This is a genomic window from Cellulomonas flavigena DSM 20109 (genome assembly GCF_000092865.1).
GTDB classification, from domain to species: Bacteria; Actinomycetota; Actinomycetes; order Actinomycetales; family Cellulomonadaceae; genus Cellulomonas; species Cellulomonas flavigena.
The window spans coordinates 2,326,407-2,342,732 of the sequence record NC_014151.1; the positions used below are offsets into that span (position 1 = coordinate 2,326,407).

Here is a 16,326-nt window from a genome sequence, read left to right on the forward strand (position 1 = left end):
GCGCCTGACCTCATGGGGCGCCACCGGAGGGCTACCGTGCCGCCGTGAGCACTCCCCCGCCCGAGGCCCCTGCCGCACGGTCGCACCGCGTCGTGCTCGACGTCGCCGGCCACGCACGTCTGCACCCCGCGGCCCGGACGGCGTTCCTGGAGGCGCTCGACCAGGGCTGGGCCGACCCCCGCCGGCTGTTCGCCGAGGCCCGGCGCGCCCGCCTGCTGCTCGACGACGCACGGGAGGCTCTCGCGTCGGGGCTCGGCGCGCGTCCCGACGAGGTGGACCTCGTGCCGTCGCACACGCTGGCGCTGCACGGTGCGCTGCGCGCCGTGGCGCGCGGTCGGCGGCGAGCGGGGTCCGACGTCGTCGTCGGGGCGGTCGAGCGGGCCGCGCTGCACCACGCGGCGCACTTCGTCGCGGTGCGCGGGGAGGGCCGGGTCCGCACGGTGGAGGTCGACCCGCACGGCCGGGTCGACGCCGGCGCGATGGTCGCGGCCGCCGGACCGGGGACCGCCGTGGCGGTGCTGCAGCACGCCAACGGCGAGGTGGGCACGCTCCAGCCGGTCGGCGAGGTCCAGGACGCGCTGCGCGCAGCCGGGGTGCCGCTGCTCGTCGACGTCGGCGCGAGCGCCGGGCACGTCGACCTCGGAGGCGCGGGCGACGTGCGCGTGGCGGACGCCGGCGACTGGGGCGGCCCCCCGCTGGGCGTCGTGCTGACGCGCGCCGGCGTGCGGCGCAGCCCCGACTGGCCCGAGGACGACGACCGCTGGTCACCCGGTGGCGTCCACGTGCCCGTCGCGCTCGCCGCGGCGGTCGCGCTGCAGGAGGCGTCCGCAGCCCGCGAAGCCGCCGACGCCCACCGGCGCGCGCTCGTCGACGTGGTCCGGCGGCGCGTCGCGGCCGAGGTGCCGGACGTGCAGGTCGTCGGGCACCCCGTGGAGAGGCTGCCGCACGTCGTGACGTTCTCGTGCCTGTACGTCGAGGGCGAGGCGATCGTCGAGCGCCTGGACCGCGAGGGCTTCGGCGTGGGCAGCGGCTCCGCGTGCACGTCGAGCGCGCTCGAGCCCAGCCACGTGCTGGCCGCGATGGGGGCGCTCACCCAGGGCAACGTGCGGCTGTCCCTGCCCCCGGACGTCGACGCCGCGGACGTCCACCGGTTCTGCGACGTGCTGCCGCGCGCGGTCGCCGACGTGCGCGCGGCGATCGGCGCCTGACCGCGTGCGCACGCTCCGCGCACCCACGCGACGCGCACGGGCCCGCACCCCGTCCGGGGTGCGGCCCCGTGGAGACGCGCGCGGCCGGGGTCAGCTGAAGGAGCCGCCGCAGGCGCAGGCGCTGCCCGCGTTCGGGTTGTCGATCGTGAAGCCCTGCTTCTCGATCGTGTCGGCGAAGTCGATGGTCGCGCCGTCGAGGTACGGCACGCTCATGCGGTCCACGACCACCTCGACGCCGTCGTAGTCGCGCGTCGCGTCCCCGTCGAGCAGCCGCTCGTCGAAGTACAGCTGGTAGATCAGGCCCGAGCAGCCACCGGGCTGCACGGCGACGCGCAGGCGCAGGTCGTCGCGTCCTTCCTGCTCGAGCAGGCTGCGCACCTTGCCGGCAGCCACGTCCGTGAGCTGGACGCCGTGCGTCGCGGTCTGCGTGGTCTCGCTCATGTCACTCCCGGGTTCGCCTGGACGGTCCTCGACGACGCTCAACACCGTCGGCCGCACCGTTGTTCCCGCCCAGCGTACGCCCCGTCGCACGCCCGTCCAGGTACGGACGACGCGGTCTCAGGAGGCCCGCGCGGGCGACCAGGTCCGCGCCACCCGGGTGGCGCGGGCGCGCAGGCTGCCGCCGGGGTCGGCGAGCGCCGCCCGGACGGCGTCGGCCCCCTCGGCGACGGCGTACGCGGCGGTCACGCCTGCCGCCGCGAGCTCGCGCCGCCCCACCTGGACCTCGCCCGAGACGACCACGGTCGGCACCGCGAGCGGCAACGCGCGGGCCGCGACCTCGGCGACGACCTTGCCGTGCAGCGACTGCCAGTCCGTGCGCCCCTCCCCGGTGACCACGAGGTCGTGCGCACCGATCCGCGCGGGCAGGTCGACCACGTCCGCGACGAGCGTGGCCCCGGGCAGCAGGCGCGCGCCCAGCAGCGCGAGGGCGAATCCCACCCCACCGGCCGCGCCGGCGCCGGGAAGGGCCGCGAGCCGCGCCCCGCGTGCGTCGGACCGCCCGAGCAGGTCCGCGCCGGGCCCCGTGCGGACGTCGCCGAGCGCGGTCGTCGCGGCGTGCGCGAACGCACCGAGCGCGCGCTCGAGGTCCTGCGCCTGCTGCGGCGTCGCGCCCTTCTGCGCCGAGAACCCGGCCGACGCGCCCCGGAGACCGAGCAGGGGCACGTCGACGTCGACGGCGGCGAGCAGGTCGACCGAGCGCAGCGCTGCACGCAGGTCGGGCAGCCAGCGCAGGTCGTCGGGGCCGAGGTCGCCCACGCCTCCGCCCCCGGCGGCGAGCCGCGCGGCGACGTCCGCCGCCACCGTGCCCGCGGGCAGCAGCGCCTCGGCGAGCGCGACGAGCAGCCCCGCACCGGCGTCGTTGGTCGCGGACCCGCCGAGGCCGACGACGACCCGCCGGGCCCCCGCGAGCGCCGACACGAGCAGCTGCCCTGCACCGCGGCTCGTCGTGCGCGTCGGGTCCCGCAGGTCGGCCGGCACGAGGTCGAGCCCGAGGGCGTGAGCCGACTCCACGTGGGCGGTCCGGCCCACGCGCAGCACCGCGGCGGGCGTCGCGGAGCCCACCGGGGAGGTCACCGTGACGGGATCGAGGTCACCGCCGAGCGTCGTGTGCAGCGTCGCGACGAACCCCGGGCCGCCGTCCGCCATCGGGCACACGGCGACGTCGTCGTGCGGCGCGCCCTGCTGCCAGCCGGCACGCAGCGCGGCGGCCGCCTCGGCGGGGGTCAGGCTGGTGCCGAAGCCGTCGGGGGCCATGAGGACGCGCACGCACCGATGGTGGCACGCCGTCCCGACCGCCCGGGCCCGCGTCCCGCGGCGGCTCCGCACGTGGGTGTGCCTGCCGGGCGCCCACGTGCTGTGGGATCATGCCGCCGTGAGCACCTCCACCGGCACGTTCACCGAGCCCGCGCCCTCTCCGCTGCTGCTGCTCGGCCGCGGTGTCGACCTGGCCTCCGAGCGTGGCGTCGAATGCGTCGGCGCCCTGCCGGCACCGGGGGACCCGTCCCTCGTCGAGCGGGCGCGCGCGGCGCGGGACGCGCTGGGCGACCGCGCCTTCGTGCTCGGGCACCACTACCAGCGCGACGAGGTCATCGCGTTCGCCGACGTGACCGGGGACTCGTTCAAGCTCGCGCGCGAGGCGGCCGCGCGGCCGACGGCGGAGTTCGTCGTGTTCTGCGGCGTGCACTTCATGGCGGAGTCGGCCGACATCCTCACGTCCGACAGCCAGCAGGTCGTGCTGCCGGACCTCGCGGCAGGGTGCTCGATGGCGGACATGGCCGCCATCGACCAGGTCGAGGACGCGTGGGACGTGCTCGTCGACGCCGGTACCGCGCAGGACACGGTGCCGGTGACGTACATGAACTCGACGGCCGCGATCAAGGCGTTCACGGGGCGCCACGGCGGCACGGTCTGCACGTCGTCCAACGCGCACGTGGCGCTGCGGTGGGCGTTCGACCGGGTCGGCGGGCTCGACGGGCGCGGCAAGGTGCTCTTCATGCCGGACCAGCACCTGGGCCGCAACACCGCGGTGCAGCAGCTCGGCCTCTCCCTCGACGACTGCGTCGTGTTCGACCCGCGCAGGCCGGGCGGCGGCGTGAGCGTGCAGCAGCTGCGCGACGCCCGGATGATCCTGTGGCGGGGGCACTGCTCGGTGCACGGGCGGTTCTCGGCGCGCAACGTCGCGGACATCCGCGCGGCCGTGCCGGACGTGACGGTCCTCGTGCACCCCGAGTGCACCCACGAGGTCGTGACGGCGGCGGACATGGTCGGCTCCACCGAGTACATCATCAAGGCGCTCGACGCGGCCCCGCCGGGCTCGTCCTGGGCGATCGGCACGGAGCTGAACCTCGTGCGCCGGCTGGCCGCGCAGCACCCCGAGCTGACCGTGCACTACCTCGACTCGACCGTGTGCTTCTGCTCGACGATGAACCGGATCGACCTGCCGCACCTCGTCTGGACGCTCGAGTCGCTCGTCGAGGGCCGTGTGCCCCACCGGATCGAGGTGGACCCGGACGTCGCGCACTGGGCGCGGGTCGCGCTGGACCAGATGCTCGCGCTGCCGGGGCACTGACGCGGCGGTACGGCCGCGCCGAGGGGGGATGTCGATGTCGACGCAGGCACCGCTGCGGGTGGGCGTGCTCGTGTTCGACGGCGTCGATGAGCTCGACGCCGTCGGCCCGTGGGAGGTGCTCGCGTCGTGGGCGCGGCTCAGCGCCCTGCATCCCGACGTGCTGACGTTCTCGGCCGACGGCGGTGGGGTGCGGTGCGCGAAGGGCCTGAGCCTGGTCCCGGACACCAGCACGGAGGACGTCGGACCGCTCACGGTGCTGCTGCACCCCGGCGGCTGGGGCACCCGGGCCCTCATGGCCGACGAGGGGCACCTGGCGTGGGTGCGGGCGATGCGCGCGACGACCCCGCTGATGACGAGCGTGTGCACGGGCTCGCTCGTCTACGCGGCGGCTGGCCTGCTGGCCGGCCGGCCGGCCACGACGCACCGCTCCACGCTCGACGAGCTCGCGACGGCCGACCCGAGCGTGCTGGTGGACACCGAGTCGCGGTTCGTCGACGACGGGGACGTCATCACGGCCGCGGGAGTCTGCGCCGGGATCGACATGGCGCTGTACCTCGTCGCGCGCCTGGAGTCGCACGACGCCGCCGCCGCCGTGCGCCGCGAGATCGAGTACGACCCGGCGCCTCCGGTGTGACGCACGGTCCACGTCCGTCCGAGCCTCGCGTACCGGTCGGTAACCTACGGGCGTGCTCCGGATGCTCCAGCTCGCCCTCGCCACGCTCCGCCCGCGTCGCGCCGTTCCCGGCCGCGACCTGCTCGACCCCTCGGTCACGCACCTGCGCGTGGGCCTGGGTGACCTCGACCTGTACCGGCACGTCAACAACGGGGTCTACCTGCAGTACATGGACATCGGCCGCTCGAACTACCTGGCCGACCTCGGTGCGTTCGGCCGGCTCGCGGCGCACCGCTGGTACCCCGTCGTCGCGGCGTCGACCATGAAGTACCGGCGTTCGCTCACGCTCGGCGAGCGGTTCACCGTGACCACCCGCGTGCTCGGCTGGGACGCCCGCGTCGTCTACCTGGAGCAGGTGATCGAGCGCGGCGGCCTGCTCGTCGCGCGCGGCTGGGTGGCAGGGCGGTTCCTGTCCCGGGCGGGCGAGCGCGTCGCACCCACCGACGTCGTCGCGGCGATCGGCGAGGCGGACCGGGAGAGCCCCGAGCTCCCCGAGGACGTCGCAGCATGGGCGTGCGCGGTGGACGTCGCGCACCGCTGAGGCGAGCCCGGGCGCGGCGTTCTCAGGCGGACGGAGCGAGCACCTCCAGCAGCAGCGCCTCGGCGAGCACGACGCGCTCGAGCTCGCCGAGGTGCACCGACTCGTCCGCGCCGTGCGCGCGCGAGTCGGGGTCCTCGACGCCCGTCACGAGGATCGTGGCGTCGGGGTAGACGTCCAGCAGGTCGCTGATGAACGGGATCGAGCCGCCGACGCCGATGTCGACGGGCGGCGTGCCCCACGACGTGCGCATGGCCCAGCGGGCGGCCTGCATGCCCGGGGAGTCCGCCGGCGCCTGGAAGGGCCGACCCTGCTCGCCCTCGTGCACGGTGACGCGGGCCCCGAAGGGCGCGTGCGCCAGCAGGTGCTCGCGCAGCGCCGCCATGGCTGCTGCCGGGTCCTGGCCGGGCGCCAGGCGCACCGAGAGCTTCGCGGACGCGCGGGGCGTCAGCGTGTTCGACGCGCTCGCGACGCGCGGGGCGTCGAGACCGATGACGCCGATCGCCGGACGGGTCCACAGCCGCGCCGTCAGGGATCCGGTGCCGGCCAGGCGCACGCCGTCCAGCACCCCCGCGTCGGCGCGCAGGTCGGCCTCCTCGTAGTCGACGGCCGGGTCGGGTGCGTGCACGAGGCCGGGAACGGCGACGTCGCCGTTCTCGTCGTGCAGCGTGGTGATCAGCCGTGCCAGCAGCGTGGGGGCGTCGAGCAGCGGGCCGCCGAACATGCCCGAGTGGACCGCGTGGTCCAGCACCTCGACGTCCACGACCAGGTCGACCAGCCCGCGCAGCGACGTGGTCAGGCCCGGCACACCGACCTTCCAGTTCGACGAGTCGGCCACGACGATGACGTCGGCCGCGAGCGCGGCGCGGTGCGCCTGGAGGAACTCGACGAACGTGGGCGAGCCGATCTCCTCCTCGCCCTCGACGAAGACGGTGACGCCGACGCCCAGCTCGTCGCCGAGCGCCCGCAGCGCGCCGACGTGCGCGACCACGCCGGCCTTGTCGTCCGCAGCCCCGCGGCCGTAGAGCCGCTCACCACGCGGGGTCGGCTCGAACGGGTCCGACGACCAGTGCGCGCGGTCGCCGGGCGGCTGCACGTCGTGGTGCGCGTACAGCAGGACGGTCGGTGCGCCGGCGGGGGCAGGGCGACGGGCGACCACGGCGGGCGCGCCCGGGGTGCCGTCGCGCCCCGTGGCACGCAGCACGTCGACCTGCGGCATGCCGGCCTCCGTGAGCAGCCGCGCCACCGCCGCGGCCGACGCCTCGACGTGCGCCTGGTCGAACTCGGCGTTCGACACGCTCGGGATGCGCACCAGGGCCTCGAGGTCGGCACGGACGTCGGGGAACTGCGCGGCGACGCGCGCGCGCAGTGCGGCGACGCGCTCGGGGGCAGGGGCCGGGACGGGGTCGGTGGTGGTCACGTCCCCCGACGCTACTCGACTACCCTGGAGCCGTGTTCGGACGCAAGCAGGACCCCCCGCCGACCGTCGACGCGCCGGTCGTCGACGAGCCGCCCCTCCCTGCCCCCGCGGGCAAGGGGCGCCCGACGCCGACCCGCAAGGAGGCCGAGGCGCGCAACAAGCGTCCGCTGGTGCCCACCGATCGTCGTGCGGCCGCCAAGGAGGCCCGCGCGAAGGCTCGCGTGCAGCGCGACCTCGAGTACCAGGCGATGCGCAACGGCGACGAGCGGCACATGCCGGCGCGAGACCGCGGACCGGTACGTCGCTTCGTGCGCGACGCCGTCGACGCGCGGTGGAACCTGGCCGAGCTCTTCCTGCCGCTGGCGGCGGCTTTCCTCGTGCTGCAGTTCGTGACGGCGAGCAGCGCGCCGGTCGTCGCGTTCGCGTCACTGATCGTCCTGTACGTCTTCATCATCGCCTCGGTCGTCGACGCGTGGCTGATGTGGCGTGGTCTGAAGAGGCGCCTGGTCGCGAAGTTCGGCGAGGACGGGCTGCCGCGCGGTCTGGCGATGTACGCCGTCATGCGCGCGTACCAGGTACGCCCCTCGCGGCTGCCGAAGCCGCAGGTCAAGCACGGCCAGCACCCGGCCTGAGACCGACCGAGCGGATCAGGCACAGGCGCGCAGGACCTGCACGAGCACGAACCCGACGACGAGGATCGGGACGATCCCCGGCAGGCCCTGACGCCCCGACGGCCGGCCCGCGGACTGCCGCGGCGCAGGACCCCGCTGCGGCGACGTCGGACGGGCGGGCGCGCCGCCGACGGGGACCCAGCGCATCTCCGGCGTGAGGACGTGACCGTTCACGACGTCACCGATCCGGTACGTGCGACGGGCAGGTGCGGCACCCGCCTGCGACGCCCCGGTACCGGCAGCCGCCGTCCCCGCAGCACCCTCGCCCGCGCGCGCCTGCGCGGCACGCTCCCGCGCCGCACGCTCCTGCATGGCACGGTGCTCGGCCGCACGCTGCGCAGCGGACGCCTCCTGCGCTGCGGCGCGCCGCTCGGCCGCCTCCCGTTCGACCGCGCGACGACGCTCGCCGGCTCGACGCTCCGCGCGCTCGGAGGCCGTCTCGCGGCCCGGGCCCGTGGCCGCCTCGCCGGCCGCGGGCCGGCGCGCCGCACCCGCGGCCGCCCGCTCACGCACGCGTGCCGCGAGCGGGACCCAGGCCCCCTCGGGCGTCAGCACGTACTCGTCGACCACGTCCCCCGCGACGTAGGGGGCCGTGGGGTCGCGGCGCAGCGGCACCCAGGTGAGGTCCGCGTCGAGCAGGTGCCCGTCGACGACGTCACCGAGGCGGTAGGGCGAGCTTCCGGTGGGCGACAGCCGCGCCCACTCCCCCGACGCCGTGAGCTCGAACCCGTCGACCACCGCACCGACCTGGTACATGACCCTCCTCGTCCGACCGCGTGGACGCAGGCTACCGCTCGGCGCGCACGGTCAGGCGTGGCAGCAGCACGTGGACGAGCGGACCGATCGCGAGCGCGTAGGCGAGCGTCCCGAGGCCCACGGTGCCGCCGAGGGCCCAGCCCGCGGCGACCACCACGACCTCGATGGCGCCGCGCACCAGACGCACCGACCCCCCGGTGCGCGCGACGAGTCCCGTCATGAGCCCGTCGCGCGGGCCGGGGCCGAGGCGGGCGCCCACGTAGAGCGCCGTCGCGACGGCGTTCGCGCCGATGCCGGCGACGACCATGGCGGCGCGCGCGGCGAGCGGGAGCGGGTCGGGAAGGAGCGCCGCGAGGGTGAGGAAGGGGTCGACGAGCGCGCCGATGACCACGACGTTGGCCAGCGTGCCCACGCCCGGCCGCTGCCGCAGCGGGACCCAGCACAGCAGGACGACGAGCGAGATCACCACGGTCGCGGTGCCGAAGGACCATCCGGCGGTGCGGGCGACGCCCTGGTTGAGGACGTCCCACGGCATGGAGCCGAGCTGCGGGTGCACGAGCAGCGCGATGGAGGCCGCGTACAGGACGAGCCCGGCCGCGAGCCGGGTGCCGCGGCGGGCACGGTCACGTGCCAGGGAGGACGGCGACGGTGGCACGGCCGTCCGCGTCGCGCTCATCGGGCACCCCCGACGCCGTCGGCGTGGGACCGCGGCGGCGGGCGGTGACCGAGGCCGTCGGCCCGGACCGTCCGGGCGAGGGCCACGGCCGTCCCCGCCAGGACCAGCAGGAGGAGGGCGTACGCGAGCATGGCCTCATCATCTGGAACCGTGGCCTTGTCATCCATATCCACCTGGTCGATAGTGGCCCTCATGTCCGTGAGCGTCGATCGTCGTGTCAGCGGTTCCCGGCTGCGCGTGCTGCTCGGCACGTGGCAGCACCACGGCCCTGCCTACCAGGCCCTGGCGGACGCGCTGCGCGGGCTCGTGCGCGCCGGGACGCTGCCGTTGGCCACGCGGCTGCCCGGCGAGCGCGAGGTCGCCGACGCCCTGGGCGTGTCACGCACGACGGTCACCGCGGCGTACGACCTGCTGCGCGACGAGGGCTTCCTCGCCAGCCGCCGCGGCTCGGGCACCGTCACGACGCTGCCGCCGCACGCAGGCGACCGCGTCCCGACCCGGCTCGGCGGTGTCGACGACGGACTCGTCGACCTGTCCGCGGCGGCGCCGTCGGCCCCGCCGCAGCTCGCCGCGGCCTGTGCTGCGGCGCTCGACGCGCTCCCCCGCCACACGACCGGCACCGGGTACACGCCGCTCGGCCTGCCGGCGCTGCGCGCCGCCGTCGCCGAGCGCTACACGCGCCGCGGCACGCCGACGACCCCGGAGCAAGTCCTCGTCACCACCGGGGGGCAGCAGGCGATCCACCTGCTCACCTCCGCGTACGCCGGGCCCGGCGACCGCGTCGTCGTCGAGCACCCCACCTACCCGCACGCGATCGACGCCGTGCGCGCCGCGGGCGCCCGAGCGGTGCCGGTCCCGGTGACCCCGCACGGCACCGACCTGGAGCTGCTCGCCTCGACCGTGCACCAGGCCGCGCCCCGGCTCGTCTACCTCGTGCCCGACCACCACAACCCGACCGGGACGTCGCTGACGACCGACGCCCGGGCGCGCGTGCGGGACCTCGCCCGCCGCACCCGCACGGTCGTGGTCGGGGACGAGACCCTCACCGACCTCACCCTGTCCGGGCCGGAGCCCGAGCCGTTCGCCGGCGCCGGACCCGCCGACCGCTACGTCGTGTGCGTGGGCTCGGCGTCGAAGACGTTCTGGGGAGGCCTGCGCGTCGGCTGGCTGCGCGGCCACCCCGACGTCGTGGCGGCGCTCGCCCAGCGCCGAGCCCACGTCGACATCGGCACCTCGGTGCTCGACCAGCTCGTGACGCTCGAGCTGCTCGCGCACGCCGACGAGGTCGTCGCGCAGCGCCGCGCCACCGTCCGGGCGCAGCGCGACGCGCTGCACTCGATGCTCGCGCAGGAGCTGCCGGAGTGGCGCACCACGGTGCCGGCCGGTGGGCTGTCCACCTGGGTCGACCTGACGCGCCCGGTCTCGACGGCGCTCGCGGCGCTCGCGCACGGCCACGGGGTGCGTGTCGCGCCCGGTCCCGCGTTCGGCGTGGACGGCACGTTCGACGACCACCTGCGGATCCCGTTCGCCCAACCGGCCGACGCGCTGCGGCGCGCCGTCGACGGCCTGGCCGCCGCGTGGGCGGTCCTCGGCGGTGCGACGCCCCAGCACGGCCTGCGCGCGCAGCCCGCGCTCGTGTGACGTCGGACGCGTGTGACGTCAGACGGGCGGCAGGTCGAGGCCCGGCGGCAGGTCCGCGCTGTCGTGCTGCAGGACGACGCGGTGCACGCCCTGGCCCGCGAGCGCGCGCCAGTGCTCCCCGAGCCACTGCTCGGCGTCGAAGCGCGCGAGGAAGACCGGGCTACCCGGACGCTCGACGTCCGTGCCGTCCGCCGCGACGAGCCGCCACTGCCACCGCGGCCGCACCACCATCACCACACCTCCGCCGTCCGCACCGTCTCCCCGGCCAGCGCCCGCGCGACGCGGGCGGGCAGGGTCGGGCCCTCGTAGATGAACGCCGTGTACGCCTGCACCAGCGTCGCCCCGACCGCGAGGTACTCGCGGGCGTCGGCCGGCCCCGCGATCCCCCCGACGCCGATGATCACCGCGTCGGGCCCGAGCCGCGTGCGCAGACGCGCCACGACGTCCAGGCCGCGCGCGAGCACCGGTGGTCCGGACAGGCCCCCCGGGCCCAGGTCGTGGGCGATCGTCGTGTTCACGGCCACGACACCGTCGAGCCCGAGCTCGGCGACGAGGTCCGCGACGGCGTCGACGTCGTCGTCCGACAGGTCGGGGGCGATCTTCACCAGCACCGGGACGACCGGACGTCCGGCACGCGTCGTGGCCGCGTCGGCGGCCGCGCGCGTGGCCGTGAGCACCGGCCGCAGCGCGTCGACGGCCTGCAGGTCGCGCAGACCTGGCGTGTTGGGCGAGGAGACGTTGACGACGAGGTAGTCGGCGTACGGTGCGAGCCGGCCGGCGCTCGTCGCGTAGTCGGCGGGCGCTTCCTCCGCGGGCGTCACCTTGGTCTTGCCGATGTTGACGCCCACGACGAGGGACCGGCCGTGAGGCGTCGCGCGCAGACGGCGCAGCCGCTCGGCGACGGCCGCGGAGCCCTCGTTGTTGAAACCCATGCGGTTGCGCAGCGCGCGGTCCTCGAGCACCCGCCACAGGCGCGGCTTCTCGTTGCCGGGCTGTGGGTGCGCGGTGACCGTGCCGACCTCGACGAACGCGAAGCCGAGCATCGCCAGCCCCTCGACCGCGCGCGCGTCCTTGTCGAAGCCGGCCGCGAGACCGAACCGGCCGGGGAACGTGCGGCCCCAGACCCGCACCCGACCGGCGTCGCCGCGCGGCACGCGCAGGACGCGCGCGACGACGGTGCGCAGGACGGGCACGCGGCCCACGGCACCGATCAGCGCGAACGCGACCTCGTGCGCCCGCTCGGGGTCCATGCGACGGAACACCAGGTCGAACAGCAGCCGGTACACGGCGCTCACCCTACGGCCGGCGACGTCGGCGACGCGGGCGTGTCCACGTCCGTCCGTGACGTGCGCCGCAGCCACCACAGGCCGACGAACGGCAGCACGAGCGGGACGCACCCGTACCCGGCGCCGAAGCGGGACCACACCGTCTCGTCGGGGAAGTCCCCGACGTCGACGACGGACAGCGTCCCCACGACCAGGACGCCGACGAGCTCGAACGCGACGGCCGGCCACGCGGCACGGCGCAGGTCACGCGCGAGCGCCAGCGTCGCCACCGCGTAGACGATCCCGGCCAGGAGCGACAGGAGGTACGCGAGCGGCGCCTCCGCGAGCCGGGTGCCGACCTGGTAGGCACCGCGTGCGGTCGCCGCGATCGCGAGCACGCCGTAGACCGCGACGAGGAGGCGGCCCGGGCCGGTGCCGGTGGGGCGCGCGCCGCCACGGGTCGTCACGCGGCCCCCCCGAGCACCTGCAGGACCCGCAGCTCGAGGAACCCGACGGTCAGCGCCGCCACGACGAGGACGACGGAGCTCCAGCGCGTGCGCTCGGCGAAGGCCCACGCGGCTGCCACCGGCAGCAGCACGAGCTGGGTGACGACGTACCCCCACAGCAGCAGACCGTCGACCTCGAGGCCGCCCGTCACCTGCACGACGCCCAGGACGACGGCCTGCAGGAGCAGCACGACCTCGACGACCGCACCCCCCCAGAGCTGCCGCAGGACCACGGCCCGGTCCCGGGCGACGAACCACCCGGCCCACGCGGCCAGGGCGAGGCACAGCACGCCGACGAGCACGGCGAGGAGGAACAGGATCGACACGGTCCGACAACCTACCGTCGCGCGGGGCGAGCGGACGGTCGCGCGGGTCCCGCGCTGCGGGGGGCACGTGGTTACGATCGGGGACGTGATCTCGCTGACCTCCACGGACCCCACCCAGCTCGACGTCGACGCGGTCGTCGTCGGACTCCACGCCCAGGGGACCTCCGTGGTCCCGGTCGGGGCGGACTGGCTCCCGGCCGAGCTGGCCCGGCAGATCACGCAGGACGGCACGCGCCTGGGCATCACGGGCGCCGTCGACGAGGTCCGGCGCCTGCCCGGCACCGGCCTGCGCGCGGCGACGCTCGTCGTCACCGGCCTCGGCGACGTGCCCGTCGACACCGCGACGCCCGCCGGCGCGGAGCTGCTGCGCCGAGCCGCGGGTGCCGCGACGCGCGAGCTCTCCGGCCTGGCGTCGGTCGCGCTCGCACTGCCGGCAGGCGACGTGGCGTCCGTCGCAGCGGTCGCCGAGGGCGCGCTGCTGGGCGCGTACACCTATGACCGGTACCACGCGCACGACGCCGCGGTGGGCCGTGTCGAGGTCGTCACGCCGCTGCCGCGCGACAAGGCCGCCACGGCGGCGCTCGAGCGCGCCGAGGTGCTCGCCGCCGCGGTCCACAGCACGCGCGACCTCGTCAACACCGCACCCAACGACCTGTACCCCGCGGCGTTCGCCGACGCGGCCAAGGCAGCGGTGAAGGCGTCCGGCGCGAAGTCCCTCAAGGTGACCGTGCTCGACGAGAAGGCCCTGGCCGCCGGCGGGTACGGCGGCCTGGTGGGCGTCGGGCAGGGCTCGGCCCGCCCGCCGCGGCTCGTCAAGGTCGCGTACTCCCCCGCCAAGGCGTCGGGCCACGTCGCCCTCGTCGGCAAGGGCATCACGTTCGACTCCGGCGGCATCTCGATCAAGCCGGCGGCCGGCATGGAGGCGATGAAGTCCGACATGGCGGGCGCCGCGGCCGTGCTGCACGTCGTGGTCGCCGCCGCGCGGCTCGGGCTGCCCGTCGCCGTGACCGGCTGGCTGTGCCTGGCGGAGAACATGCCGTCGGGCACCGCGCAGCGCCCGTCCGACGTCCTGACGATCCGGGGCGGGAAGACCGTCGAGGTCCTCAACACCGACGCGGAGGGCCGCCTGGTGATGGCCGACGGTCTCGTCGCAGCCGTCGAGGAGAAGCCCGACCTCGTCGTCGACATCGCGACGCTCACCGGCGCGGAGGTCGTCGCCCTCGGGCACCGCGTCTCGGCCGTCATGGGCACCGACCAGGCCCGCGCGGAGGTCGTCGACGCCGCCCACGACGCGGGCGAGCAGTTCTGGCCCATGCCGCTGCCGGCGGACCTCAAGGCGGGGCTGAAGTCGAAGGTCGCCGACCTCGCCAACATCGGCGACCGGTTCGGCGGCATGCTCACCGCCGGGATCTTCCTGCAGGAGTTCGTCGGCGCGACGCCCTGGGCGCACCTCGACGTGGCCGGTCCCGCGTTCAACGAGCGGACCGCGTTCGGCTACACCCCCGTGGGCGGCACCGGCGTCGGCGTGCGCACCCTGCTGCGCCTGCTGGAGCAGCGCGCCTCCTGACGCCCGGGCGCAGGCCGACGCCCGGTCGGGCAGTGCGCGGCGGCACGCCGGCTCAGGCGCGCTCGGCCGCCCGGCGCTGACGCTCGATGCGCTGGCGCGCGTTCCAGTCGCGCACGCGCTGGGGGTAGCCCGTGCGCTGCACGTCGTACACGGGGATCTGCAGGTCGCGCGCGAGCGCCGCGGCCGCACGCTCGTCCGGCACCTTGCGGCGCGTCCACTCGCCGTCGGTGGCCACGAGCATGAGGGTCGTGGGGGTGACGTTGGTCCGCGGCTCGACGTAGGCCTCGACGCCGACGCGCGTCGCCACGAACTCGCGCAGGTACGCCAGTGTCTCGGCGCGTGCCTCACGGCCCGTGGGCGCGTCGGCGGGCGTCGCCGCGGCGCCGCGTCGCCGGCGCGAGAACAGTCCCATGCGCGGGAACTCTACCGACGGTCCCTGGACGTCGCCTGGACGCAGTCGGTGCCCACCCCGTCGCCGTCCCGCCCGCGTCATGGGACGAATGTCATGGGACTCACACCGGTCCAGGGTGCGGGCCGGTTCGTCGCGGCGGGGGTGGGATGACAAGATGGGCGGGCAGCAGACCCCACACCCTGCGAGGAGTGCGCACGTGGCCGACAACGGCACCGCTTTCGACATCGTCGTCCTGGGCGGAGGCAGTGGCGGCTACGCCGCCGCGCTGCGCGCCGCCGAGCTGGGCAAGACCGTCGCGCTGGTCGAGGCCGACAAGGTGGGAGGGACGTGCCTGCACCGCGGATGCATCCCCACCAAGGCCCTCCTGCACGCGGCGGAGCTCGCCGACAACGCCCGTGAGGGTGCGCACGTCGGGGTGCACACGCACCTCGAGCGCATCGACATGGGCGGTGTGAACCAGTACAAGGACAACGTCATCGGCCGCCTGTACAAGGGTCTGCAGGGGCTCATCAAGTCCCGCAAGATCGAGGTCGTCGAGGGGTACGGCAAGCTCACCGGCCCGAACACCGTGCAGGTCGGCGACCGCACGCTCACCGGTGAGCACGTCGTGCTCGGCACCGGCTCGTACGCCCGCTCGCTGCCCGGCCTGGACATCGGCGGGCGCGTCATGACGTCCGACCAGGCGCTCACGCTGGACTGGGTGCCGCGCTCGGCGATCGTCCTCGGCGGCGGCGTCATCGGCTCGGAGTTCGCGAGCGTCTGGAAGTCCTTCGGCGCCGACGTCACGATCATCGAGGCGCTCCCCCACCTGGTCCCCAACGAGGACGAGGCGATCTCGAAGGCGTTCGAACGCGCGTTCCGCAAGCGCGGCATCAAGTTCAACCTCGGCGTCCGGTTCTCGGGCGTCACGCAGGACGACAACGGCGTGCACGTCTCCCTCGAGGACGGCACGACGTTCGACGCGGACGTCCTGCTCGTCGCGGTGGGCCGCGGCCCGTCGACCTCCGGCCTCGGCTACGAGGAGCAGGGCATCACGCTCGACCGCGGCTTCGTCATCACCGACGAGCGCCTGCACACGGGCGTGGCCAACATCTACGCGGTCGGCGACATCGTCCCCGGGCTGCAGCTCGCGCACCGCGGCTTCCAGCAGGGCATCTTCGTCGCCGAGCAGATCGCGGGCCTCAACCCGCCGCTCATCGAGGAGTCCGGCATCCCCCGCGTCACCTACTCCGACCCGGAGGTCGGGTCCGTCGGCGTGACCGAGAAGCGCGCCAAGGAGCTGTACGGCGACGACCAGGTCGAGGTGCTCGAGTACAACCTGGGCGGCAACGGCAAGAGCCAGATCCTGTCGACCCAGGGCTTCATCAAGCTCGTCCGCAAGAAGGACGGCCCGGTCGTCGGCGTGCACATGATCGGTGCGCGGGTCGGCGAGCTCATCGGCGAGGGCCAGCTCATCGTCAACTGGGAGGCCTACCCGGAGGACGTCGCGCAGCTGGTGCACGCGCACCCGACGCAGAACGAGGCTCTCGGCGAGGCGTTCCTCGCGCTCGCCGGCAAGCCGCTGCACGCCCACAACTGACCCCAGGATCGAAGGAGA

The 16,326-nt window shown here is 75.5% G+C and carries 19 protein-coding genes; 8 read left to right on the forward strand and 11 right to left on the reverse strand.

The window, feature by feature from the left end; genetic code table 11:
• Positions 1–44 precede the first annotated feature (44 nt).
• Positions 45–1,208, forward strand: a complete 1,164-nt coding sequence (locus tag CFLA_RS10545) for a cysteine desulfurase family protein (RefSeq protein WP_052302712.1) — start codon at positions 45–47, stop codon at positions 1,206–1,208.
• 90 nt (positions 1,209–1,298) lie between these two features.
• On the opposite strand, the gene erpA is transcribed toward CFLA_RS10545, so the two are convergent.
• Together erpA and CFLA_RS10555 are read right to left on the reverse strand one after the other, a co-directional pair.
• Complete coding sequence (gene erpA, locus CFLA_RS10550) at positions 1,299–1,649, reverse strand: iron-sulfur cluster insertion protein ErpA (protein ID WP_013117313.1); 351 nt, start codon at positions 1,647–1,649, stop codon at positions 1,299–1,301.
• Positions 1,650–1,766: 117 nt separating this feature from the next.
• Complete coding sequence (locus tag CFLA_RS10555; protein WP_245530230.1) at positions 1,767–2,975, reverse strand: glycerate kinase family protein; 1,209 nt, start codon at positions 2,973–2,975, stop codon at positions 1,767–1,769.
• Positions 2,976–3,039: 64 nt separating this feature from the next.
• On the opposite strand from CFLA_RS10555, the gene nadA reads away from it, so the two are divergent.
• The 3 genes from nadA (at position 3,040) to CFLA_RS10570 (ending at position 5,492) form a co-directional block, all read left to right on the forward strand.
• The gene (gene nadA, locus CFLA_RS10560) at positions 3,040–4,278 is read left to right on the forward strand and encodes a quinolinate synthase NadA (RefSeq protein ID WP_013117315.1); all 1,239 of its coding nucleotides are present in this window, start codon (positions 3,040–3,042) and stop codon (positions 4,276–4,278) included.
• 34 nt (positions 4,279–4,312) lie between these two features.
• Positions 4,313–4,912, forward strand: coding sequence for a DJ-1/PfpI family protein (locus CFLA_RS10565; RefSeq protein WP_013117316.1), 600 nt, complete (start codon positions 4,313–4,315; stop codon positions 4,910–4,912).
• 61 nt (positions 4,913–4,973) lie between these two features.
• Positions 4,974–5,492 carry an acyl-CoA thioesterase gene (locus CFLA_RS10570; RefSeq protein WP_013117317.1) on the forward strand — a complete coding sequence of 173 codons (519 nt, stop codon included), beginning with the start codon at positions 4,974–4,976 and terminating at the stop codon, positions 5,490–5,492.
• Positions 5,493–5,514: 22 nt separating this feature from the next.
• Here the strand turns inward: CFLA_RS10570 and CFLA_RS10575 are convergent, their stop codons facing one another.
• The gene (locus CFLA_RS10575) at positions 5,515–6,909 is read right to left on the reverse strand and encodes a dipeptidase (RefSeq protein ID WP_013117318.1); all 1,395 of its coding nucleotides are present in this window, start codon (positions 6,907–6,909) and stop codon (positions 5,515–5,517) included.
• A gap of 32 nt (positions 6,910–6,941) precedes the next feature.
• Here CFLA_RS10575 and CFLA_RS10580 point away from each other — a divergent pair, with 32 nt between their 5' ends.
• The gene (locus CFLA_RS10580; RefSeq protein WP_013117319.1) at positions 6,942–7,541 is read left to right on the forward strand and encodes a DUF3043 domain-containing protein; all 600 of its coding nucleotides are present in this window, start codon (positions 6,942–6,944) and stop codon (positions 7,539–7,541) included.
• Positions 7,542–7,556: 15 nt separating this feature from the next.
• Here CFLA_RS10580 and CFLA_RS20465 read toward each other — a convergent pair whose 3' ends face one another.
• The 3 genes from CFLA_RS20465 to CFLA_RS20035 are packed head-to-tail and all read right to left on the reverse strand — an operon-like array spanning position 7,557 to position 9,206.
• On the reverse strand, positions 7,557–8,336 hold the full coding sequence (locus CFLA_RS20465) for a hypothetical protein (RefSeq protein WP_013117320.1): 780 nt from the start codon (positions 8,334–8,336) through the stop codon (positions 7,557–7,559).
• A 31-nt stretch (positions 8,337–8,367) separates the two neighbouring features.
• Entirely contained in the window at positions 8,368–9,012 is a 645-nt protein-coding gene (gene yczE / locus CFLA_RS20470; RefSeq protein ID WP_013117321.1) for a membrane protein YczE, read from the reverse strand.
• Positions 9,009–9,206, reverse strand: coding sequence for a hypothetical protein (locus tag CFLA_RS20035; RefSeq protein ID WP_043598990.1), 198 nt, complete (start codon positions 9,204–9,206; stop codon positions 9,009–9,011). Before CFLA_RS20035 ends, yczE begins: the two co-directional genes overlap by 4 nt.
• On the opposite strand from CFLA_RS20035, the gene yczR reads away from it, so the two are divergent.
• Positions 9,205–10,653 carry a MocR-like transcription factor YczR gene (gene yczR / locus CFLA_RS10600; RefSeq protein WP_043600498.1) on the forward strand — a complete coding sequence of 483 codons (1,449 nt, stop codon included), beginning with the start codon at positions 9,205–9,207 and terminating at the stop codon, positions 10,651–10,653. The two genes, CFLA_RS20035 and yczR, sit on opposite strands and share 2 nt — an antisense overlap.
• 18 nt (positions 10,654–10,671) lie before the next feature.
• Here yczR and CFLA_RS10605 read toward each other — a convergent pair whose 3' ends face one another.
• The 4 genes from CFLA_RS10605 to CFLA_RS10620 are packed head-to-tail and all read right to left on the reverse strand — an operon-like array spanning position 10,672 to position 12,750.
• Positions 10,672–10,884 (reverse strand): hypothetical protein, encoded by a 213-nt coding sequence (locus CFLA_RS10605; RefSeq protein ID WP_013117323.1) that lies wholly within the window; start codon positions 10,882–10,884, stop codon positions 10,672–10,674.
• A complete protein-coding gene (locus CFLA_RS10610) occupies positions 10,884–11,939 on the reverse strand; it encodes a quinone-dependent dihydroorotate dehydrogenase (RefSeq protein ID WP_043600501.1) in 1,056 nt (351 codons plus the stop codon). The genes CFLA_RS10605 and CFLA_RS10610 overlap by 1 nt, the downstream gene beginning before the upstream one ends.
• A 5-nt stretch (positions 11,940–11,944) precedes the next feature.
• A complete protein-coding gene (locus CFLA_RS10615; protein WP_013117325.1) occupies positions 11,945–12,385 on the reverse strand; it encodes a hypothetical protein in 441 nt (146 codons plus the stop codon).
• Positions 12,382–12,750 (reverse strand): hypothetical protein, encoded by a 369-nt coding sequence (locus CFLA_RS10620; protein ID WP_013117326.1) that lies wholly within the window; start codon positions 12,748–12,750, stop codon positions 12,382–12,384. The genes CFLA_RS10615 and CFLA_RS10620 overlap by 4 nt, the downstream gene beginning before the upstream one ends.
• Before the next feature lie 85 nt (positions 12,751–12,835).
• Here CFLA_RS10620 and CFLA_RS10625 point away from each other — a divergent pair, with 85 nt between their 5' ends.
• On the forward strand, positions 12,836–14,317 hold the full coding sequence (locus CFLA_RS10625; RefSeq protein WP_148234343.1) for a leucyl aminopeptidase: 1,482 nt from the start codon (positions 12,836–12,838) through the stop codon (positions 14,315–14,317).
• Between the two features lie 52 nt (positions 14,318–14,369).
• Here the strand turns inward: CFLA_RS10625 and CFLA_RS10630 are convergent, their stop codons facing one another.
• Positions 14,370–14,729, reverse strand: a complete 360-nt coding sequence (locus CFLA_RS10630) for a hypothetical protein (RefSeq protein WP_013117328.1) — start codon at positions 14,727–14,729, stop codon at positions 14,370–14,372.
• Positions 14,730–14,925: 196 nt separating this feature from the next.
• On the opposite strand from CFLA_RS10630, the gene lpdA reads away from it, so the two are divergent.
• Positions 14,926–16,308, forward strand: a complete 1,383-nt coding sequence (gene lpdA, locus CFLA_RS10635) for a dihydrolipoyl dehydrogenase (protein ID WP_013117329.1) — start codon at positions 14,926–14,928, stop codon at positions 16,306–16,308.
• The last annotated feature ends 18 nt before the right edge of the window (positions 16,309–16,326 follow it).

Coding starts and splice junctions, on each gene's coding strand:
- erpA (WP_013117313.1), bottom strand. CDS start 1,649: ATGAGCGAGACCACGCAGACCGCGACGCACGGCGTCCAGCTCACGGAC.
- CFLA_RS10630 (WP_013117328.1), bottom strand. CDS start 14,729: ATGGGACTGTTCTCGCGCCGGCGACGCGGCGCCGCGGCGACGCCCGCC.
- yczR (WP_043600498.1), top strand. CDS start 9,205: ATGTCCGTGAGCGTCGATCGTCGTGTCAGCGGTTCCCGGCTGCGCGTG.
- CFLA_RS20035 (WP_043598990.1), bottom strand. CDS start 9,206: ATGAGGGCCACTATCGACCAGGTGGATATGGATGACAAGGCCACGGTT.
- CFLA_RS10570 (WP_013117317.1), top strand. CDS start 4,974: ATGCTCCAGCTCGCCCTCGCCACGCTCCGCCCGCGTCGCGCCGTTCCC.
- CFLA_RS10565 (WP_013117316.1), top strand. CDS start 4,313: ATGTCGACGCAGGCACCGCTGCGGGTGGGCGTGCTCGTGTTCGACGGC.
- CFLA_RS10605 (WP_013117323.1), bottom strand. CDS start 10,884: ATGGTGGTGCGGCCGCGGTGGCAGTGGCGGCTCGTCGCGGCGGACGGC.
- CFLA_RS20465 (WP_013117320.1), bottom strand. CDS start 8,336: ATGTACCAGGTCGGTGCGGTGGTCGACGGGTTCGAGCTCACGGCGTCG.
- yczE (WP_013117321.1), bottom strand. CDS start 9,012: ATGAGCGCGACGCGGACGGCCGTGCCACCGTCGCCGTCCTCCCTGGCA.